The sequence below is a fragment of the Clostridium lundense DSM 17049 genome (assembly GCF_000619945.1).
GTDB lineage: Bacteria > Bacillota > Clostridia > Clostridiales > Clostridiaceae > Clostridium_AO > Clostridium_AO lundense.
The window spans coordinates 63,913-71,486 of record NZ_JHVC01000019.1 but is presented as its reverse complement, the minus strand read 5'-3'; the positions used below and the strand labels follow the sequence as shown (position 1 = coordinate 71,486).

Genomic DNA, 7,574 nt, shown 5'->3' with positions numbered 1-7,574 from the left:
TTTCTCCATATTTACTACGAATAGTTTTTTGTTTCTTTCCATTGCGTGCATTTTCTACATCAGTACGCTCATATGGAGAATACCCTAAATGGTTATCCATCTCAGCTGCAAGCATGCTTTCAATAGTACCTCCAAGAAGGTCTTTTAATGCGTCTTGAATGTCCTCAGCAGATTGAATGTCATACTCCCTAATTAAATCAGCAATAATATTCTTTTTTCCCTCTGTTAATCTTTCTTTTCTTTTACCCATAACAAAACAGCCTCCTATGATATTTATATTTTATCATAGAAAGCTGCTATATTTTGTAATTTACAGACTTTTTTTCACAGGCTCATATAAAATTTTAATACACCTTTTCCTAACATCAAATAAATAATGAAGGATAAAGGAAGTCTTATACTAGTGATACCATAAAATTTATATAATTCTTAGTATACTAATAAAAAGCCTCCTTATAATCCTTCACTATAAATTTAGATATTACATTTCACTTTCCTTGTAGAAATTACATTTACATTTGTTCCGGCTACATTTTCTATAATAACCTGTCCTATCTCTACAGGAGCTTTAATTTTAACTCTTCTTATACATTTCATACATTCAAATATTTTATCCTTCGGTATATCGCTTTCTGTTTTTACAGATGTCATATCAACTTGTCCATTTTCTACTTTTACAGAAGAAGTTACTATTCTAGTAGGGTTTGTACACTCCTTTTCTGCATATGCCTTTCCTCTTGGACAAATATTTCCTGTAACTTTTGTTACCTTTTTACGTTCTAGTTCTACTTGAAGATTACATCCCATAGGACATCCTATACATATTAAATCTCTAGAATCCATTTTATATTCTCCTTCCAGATTTTTTATATAATGTTATAACCAATTTACTATAAAATTCCTTCTATTTTCACAGTTATACTTTTACAGTCAGGGTATTTTCCAAACATTTCTTCTGTAAGTTTTACTGTTTCCATTTCTCCTGGCGCTAAGACCCTTTTCTTTTTATATATCTCTCGCGTATCATCAAAATATACTGATATATAGCTGTCCTTATAAACATTTCTTACTCTAAATCTTACATCAACACCATTACCTATGTTATTTTTGTGTATAAACTTAGGTACAGTATATCCTACTCCTTCTCCTGTAAATAGTTCTACTTTGTATTCTTCTACCTTTTTACCTTTTACATAATCTGATGCATTTTTACCAGCATTATAACTTTCCTCTGTTACAAAATCTACCAGATCATGAACATGAAGTACATTTCCACAGGCAAATATTCCTTCCACATTAGTTCCCATTCTTTCATCTACCTCTGGTCCTCCAGTTACACCAAGCTTTACTCCTGCTGTTCTTGAAAGCTCATTTTCAGGAAGTAATCCTACTGATAAAAGTAATGTATCACAAGCTATATATTCTTCTGTTCCTTTTATAGGTTTTAAATTTTTATCCACTTTTGATATAGTCACTCCTGTAACTCTATCCTTACCTTCAATTTTTGTCACTGTATGTGCTAGTCTAAGTGGAATATTAAAGTCATCTAAACATTGAACAATATTTCTCTTAAGTCCACCTGAGTATGGCATAAGTTCAACTACAGCTTTTACCTTAGCTCCTTCAAGAGTCATTCTTCTAGCCATTATAAGTCCTATATCTCCTGAACCTAAAATAACTACTTCTTTTCCAGGCATTTCACCTTCTATATTTACAAATTTTTGAGCTGTTCCCGCAGTATATATTCCAGCACATCTACTACCTGGTATATTTATAGCTCCCCTTGGTCTTTCTCTGCATCCCATAGCAAGAATTATTGCCTTAGCTTGTATTTCTAATATTCCATCTTCATCATTTACTGCTGTAATTATCTTTTTTTCATTTATATCTATTACCATAGTATTTAATTTATACTGTATTTTTGCTTCTTCTACCTTATCTATAAATCTTTGAGCATATTCTGGTCCTGTAAGCTCCTCTTTAAATGTATGGAGTCCAAATCCATTGTGTATACATTGATTAAGTATTCCCCCAAAACTTTTATCTCTTTCAAGTATTAAGATACTATCTATTCCTTCTTCTTTAGCTTTTATTGCCGCTGCAAGTCCTGCTGGACCCCCACCTATTATCACTATATCATATTGTTGCATTCTTAAGCCCTCCAATATCAATTATTCATTCTCCATAAGTAAATTTGAATCACTGCCAAACTTAGTTATATCCTTTCGAGCCACATTTAATTCTTCTGCTAATATATCAACGGCTCTATTAAGACAGAAACCACTTTGGCATCTTCCCATACCAGCTCTAGTTCTTCTCTTTATTCCGTCTATTGTTGTCGCCCCTAAAGGTCTTCTTATAGCATTTCTTATTTCCCCTTCAGTAACAGTTTCACATCTACAAACTATTTTTCCATATGATGGATCCTTCTTTATAAGAGCTTTTCTTTCTTCATTACTTAATTCTCTGAACTTTGGTATGGATTTTCTTATGCCATTAAAGTTCTCATTTTTCTTAGGATTTAACTTTTCTACTATCATATCTTTTATATATTCACCTATAGCTGGTGCACTAGTAAGTCCAGGGGATTCTATACCTATAGCATTGATAAAGTTTTTAGCATCTTCTGCTTCTCCAATTATGAAATCTCCATTAACTTCGTGAGCTCTAAGTCCTGCAAAGGATGTTATAATTTGTCTTGTTGGTATTTCCTTAACTGTAAGCTTGGCCTTATCTAATATGGTATTTAATCCTTCCATAGTAGTTTCCAAATTATCTTTATCTTCTATATCCACGGAAGTCGGTCCCATAAGTAAATTTCCATCTACAGTAGGAGTAACAAGAACTCCTTTGCCCATTTTAGTTGGAAGCTGGAATAATGTTCTGCTTACCATACTTCCTACAGCCTTATCAAAAAGTACATATTCTCCTTTTCTAGCTATTATTTCATACTTTTTGTTACTTACCATGTTATTTATTTTATCTCCATAAAGTCCTGCTGCATTTATTACTATATTTGTTTTTATACTTTCTCTATTAGTCTTTAAAATATAATGGTCTTCTCTTTTTTCTATTTCTTGTACTTCTCTACCGAAGAAAAAATCTACTCCATTCATATTTGCATTTTCTGCAAGGGCAATAGTTAACTCATATGGACAAACAATTCCTCCTGTTGGAAGAGTTAATGCCGCTACTACCTTATCTGACAATGATGGTTCTAATTTTAATGTTTCTTCTCTATTTAATATTTTCATTGTATCTGGAACACCATTTTCTATTCCACGTTGTCTTAGTTCTTCTAGCTTACATATATCTTTTTCGTCAAAACAAAGCACTAAAGACTCATTTCTTTTAAAAGGAAAATCCAATTCTTCCTGTAACTTATCAAATAATTCGTTTCCTCTAATATTCATTTTTGCTTTAAATGTTCCTGGCATTGGATCTTCACCAGCATGAACTATACCACTATTAGCCTTACTTGTTCCTGAAGCCACATCTACTTCTTTATCAACTACACATATATTTAATTTATATCTTGACAATTCTCTTGCAATAGCGCAACCTGTAACCCCTGCACCAATTATTGTAATATCAAACATATTATTCCTCCTTCTTTATACAAAAAAATGAGAGCACTAACTAAAAAGGACGATTTCTTTCCTTTAATTAAGTTAGGCTCTCATATCTCCGCCATGAATATTCACTTAAATATTTCTTATAATTATAATATCACGTTTTTCCCTGTTTTTCAACATTTTCATATTTAAAATTTTAATTATCTAAATCCATTTGGATTATTTTTATGCCAATTCCATGCACTAGCAATTATTTCTTCTAGTGAATTGTGTTTAGGCTTCCATGATAATTCCTCCATAGCCTTTTTAGATGAAGCTATTAAAATTGCTGGATCTCCAGGTCTACGAGATGCTATTTCCATAGGTATTTCTTTTCCTGTAACTTTTCGTGAAATTTCTATTACCTCTTTTACTGAAAATCCTTCTCCATTACCTAAATTATAAGTTCCACTAGTATTTTCTCTTCTTAACTTTTCCAAAGCTAATATATGAGCGTGAGCTAAATCCATAACATGTATATAATCTCTTATACAAGTACCATCCTTAGTATTATAGTCATCACCATATACCATTATCTTTTCTCTTTTACCTAAAGCTACTCCAAGCACTATAGGTATTAAATGAGTTTCTGGTGAGTGATCTTCTCCTATTTTTCCTGTTTCATGAGCTCCTGCCACATTGAAATACCTTAAAACTACATGTTTAATACCATAAGCTCTTTCTGCCCATTTTAGCATCTTTTCCACAGCTAATTTAGTTTCTCCATAGGCATTAGTTGGCTCAGTTTTATTACATTCTTCTATAGGAATGTTATCAGGTTCACCATAAGTAGCAGCTGTAGATGAAAAAACAATTTTCCTTACATTATGTCTATTCATAGCTTCTAATAGATTTAATGTTCCATATACATTATTATTATAGTACTTAAAAGGATTTTCCATACTTTCCCCTACTAATGAAAAAGCCGCAAAATGTATAACTGCTTCTATATGGTTTTCTAAAAATACCTTGTCTAAAAAATCACTATCTCTTAAATCACCTTCATATAATTTTCCACCAAATATAGCTTCCTTATGTCCAGTAGCTAGATTATCTACTATAATTACTTCTTCACCTTTATTTAATAATGCCGCCACATTATGACTGCCAATATAACCTGCTCCACCGCAAACTAAAATTGCCATAACATATCCTCCTTTATTTTTTTAGCTCCATCTCCTATGCCTACCACATACATAGTAGGCTCGTAGCCAATTTTATCTTTATAATTTTTAGTAACTATTTTTTTAAAGTGTTCTACATGAGTATTTTTAACTAAACTTACTGTACATCCTCCAAAGCCTGCTCCAGTCATACGTGATCCTAATACCCCTTCTATCTTTAAAGCTTCATCAACCAAAGTATCTAACTCTTCTCCTGTTACTTCATAATCTTCTTTTAAGGAGGCATGAGAATCTATCATTAGTTGTCCAAAGTTTACTAAATCCTTTTCTTCTAAAGCCTTTACTGCTTTTAATACTCTATTATTTTCATATACTACATGTTTTACTCTTTTTCTCACCTTATTCTCTAAAATAAGGTTACAATATTTATTATAATCTTCTACAGTTATTTCTCCAAGTTTTTTTACATTCAATACAGTTTGTAAATACCGTAATCCTTTTTCACACTCATTTCTTCTCTCGTTATATTTAGAATCTGCTAACTCTCTTCTTTTATTTGTATTACATATTATAATCTTGTAGCCCTGTAAGTTTAATGGAACATATTTATATTCTAGTGTATTACAGTTTAATAAAATGGCATTATCCTTTTTCCCCATACCTACTGCAAATTGATCCATTATACCACAGTTTACACCTACAAATTCATTTTCTGCTCTTTGGCTTATTTTTATTAAATCCACCATATCTATATTTAATTTATATAATTCATTTATAGCTACAGCCATAGCTAACTCAATAGATGCTGATGAGGAAAGTCCTGCTCCATTAGGTATGTTGCCTTTAAACATCACTTCAAAGCCTGAAATTTTATATCCTAAATCCTGTAATATCTTTAAAACTCCCTTAGGATAATTAGCCCAATCCTCTTCCTTAGAGTATACAATATTATTGATTGAGCTTTCAATTTTTAAGGGAAAATTAAAAGATGAAAATAGCACTTTATTATCATTCCTTTTTCTGATAGCTGCAAGAGTTCCTATATCTAATGCACATGGAAACACAAATCCACCATTATAGTCAGTGTGTTCACCTATTAGATTAACTCTACCAGGAGAATAAAACAAGTTAATTTTTTCTTCACTATCCCTATAAATATTTTTAAATAAACTTTTTAAATCTTCCATAGCAATGCAACCCCCATTAAATAATTTGGAAATCTAATTTATTCATAAATTTAACAAATGACTCTTGTCCTAATTTATCTCTTTTATAAACTCCAGCATCCATCAATACTTCTGTGAACTTTTTTCCAACTTCTTCTTGTATATACTTTTTGGCTTCTAATTCAGAACATTTATCTCCATACTTTTTTATTAATTCCTCTATCCAAACCTTGTGCTTAAATAATTCATCATTCTCTTTAATTAAATCATTATTATAATACTTCTTTCCACATAAGATATTCTCAATTTTAGTTAACTCTTTATATAATCTTCCTGGCAAAACTGCTAACCCCATTACTTCAATTAACCCTATATTCTCTTTTTTTATATGATGTAACTCACTGTGAGGGTGAAAAATTCCATGGGGATACTTTTCTGTAGTTCTATTATTTCTTAGCACTAAATCAATTTCAAATTCTTCATTTTTATTTTTTCTTACAATAGGTGTTACCGTATTATGTGATATTTTTTCTCCATTTTTATAACTGTAAGCTAATATATTAGCCTCTTCATCACTGTAATTTCTCCATATATCTAGTATTTCACTTGATAGGTGAATTAAACTATTCTCATCCTTGCTAGACAATCTGATTACTGACATAGGCCATTTAACTATATAAGCTTTAACATTAGGATACTTTCTATTGTTAAACTTAATTTGGGCTTGTGCCTTTTCCATGGGAAATATGTGATTTCCTCCTTGGAAATGTTCATGAGATAAAATTGATCCTCCCACAATAGGCAAATCAGCATTAGAACCTATAAAATAATGAGGAATTTGCTTAACAAAATCAAATAATCTTCCAAATGTTTTTTTAGTTATACTCATAGGAACATGTTCCTCTTTAAATAAAATGCAGTGTTCATTATAGTATACATAAGGGGAATACTGTAAAAACCATTGTTCTTCCCCTAACTTTATGGGTATTACCCTATGATTTTGTCTTGCTGGATGATTAATATTACCGGAAAACCCCATATTTTCCAAACACAATAAACATTTTGGATAATTTAAAGCTGGAGTAGCTTTAGCTAAAGCAATGTCTTTAGGATCTTTTTCAGGCTTGGATAAATTTATTGTAATTTCTAATTCCCCATAATCTGTGTTACATTGCCAATAAAGATTTTTCTTAATTCTATCTATTCTTATATAATTTGAACACTTTGATAAATTATAGAAATACTCTGTAGCCTCTTTAGCACCTTGTTCTTTATATATTTTTTTAAACACTTTTACTACTTCTGATTCTCTTGGCATTAAAATCCCCATAATTTTAGCATCTAACAAATCTCTATAAATCATATTATTATATTTAATAATTCCCTTTTCAAAAGCATAATCTAATATATTATTTAATATGACCATAGGCTCATGTATAACTTCCTCTTCTATTTTCCTTTGGTAAGGTTCTTTAACCTGTAATAAATCCATTAATTCATTGCGACAAGGGATTATATCCAGTTCTTCTATTAATCCATTTCTTTTAGCAAATTGTAATAACCTCTCTATTTCCTTTTCAATACTTATCATAATAACCCTCCTTAGAAAACCTTTTCTACCCCTGTTTAGAAAAGTACTATACATCTTTTTAATGAAGAGTGAAAAGTAC

General features: G+C 30.8%; 7 protein-coding genes. All 7 read right to left on the bottom strand.

Annotated features, from left to right (window positions below; translation table 11 throughout):
- On the bottom strand, window positions 1–250 hold a 250-nt coding region (locus T514_RS0118050; RefSeq protein ID WP_027626041.1), incomplete at its 3' end, for a transposase.
- Window positions 251–474: 224 nt separating this feature from the next.
- A complete protein-coding gene (locus T514_RS0118045) occupies window positions 475–843 on the bottom strand; it encodes a DUF1667 domain-containing protein (RefSeq protein WP_027626040.1) in 369 nt (122 codons plus the stop codon).
- Window positions 844–890: 47 nt separating this feature from the next.
- Entirely contained in the window at window positions 891–2,150 is a 1,260-nt protein-coding gene (locus T514_RS0118040) for an NAD(P)/FAD-dependent oxidoreductase (RefSeq protein ID WP_027626039.1), read from the bottom strand.
- 21 nt (window positions 2,151–2,171) lie between these two features.
- On the bottom strand, window positions 2,172–3,599 hold the full coding sequence (locus T514_RS0118035; protein ID WP_027626038.1) for an NAD(P)/FAD-dependent oxidoreductase: 1,428 nt from the start codon (window positions 3,597–3,599) through the stop codon (window positions 2,172–2,174).
- A 176-nt stretch (window positions 3,600–3,775) separates the two neighbouring features.
- Window positions 3,776–4,759 (bottom strand): UDP-glucose 4-epimerase GalE, encoded by a 984-nt coding sequence (gene galE, locus T514_RS0118030; protein WP_027626037.1) that lies wholly within the window; start codon window positions 4,757–4,759, stop codon window positions 3,776–3,778.
- Window positions 4,747–5,925, bottom strand: a complete 1,179-nt coding sequence (locus T514_RS0118025; RefSeq protein WP_051542139.1) for a galactokinase — start codon at window positions 5,923–5,925, stop codon at window positions 4,747–4,749. The genes galE and T514_RS0118025 overlap by 13 nt, the downstream gene beginning before the upstream one ends.
- A 16-nt stretch (window positions 5,926–5,941) precedes the next feature.
- Window positions 5,942–7,495: a UDP-glucose--hexose-1-phosphate uridylyltransferase gene (locus T514_RS0118020; protein WP_027626035.1), complete on the bottom strand. Its 1,554-nt coding sequence runs from the start codon at window positions 7,493–7,495 to the stop codon at window positions 5,942–5,944.
- Window positions 7,496–7,574 lie beyond the last annotated feature (79 nt).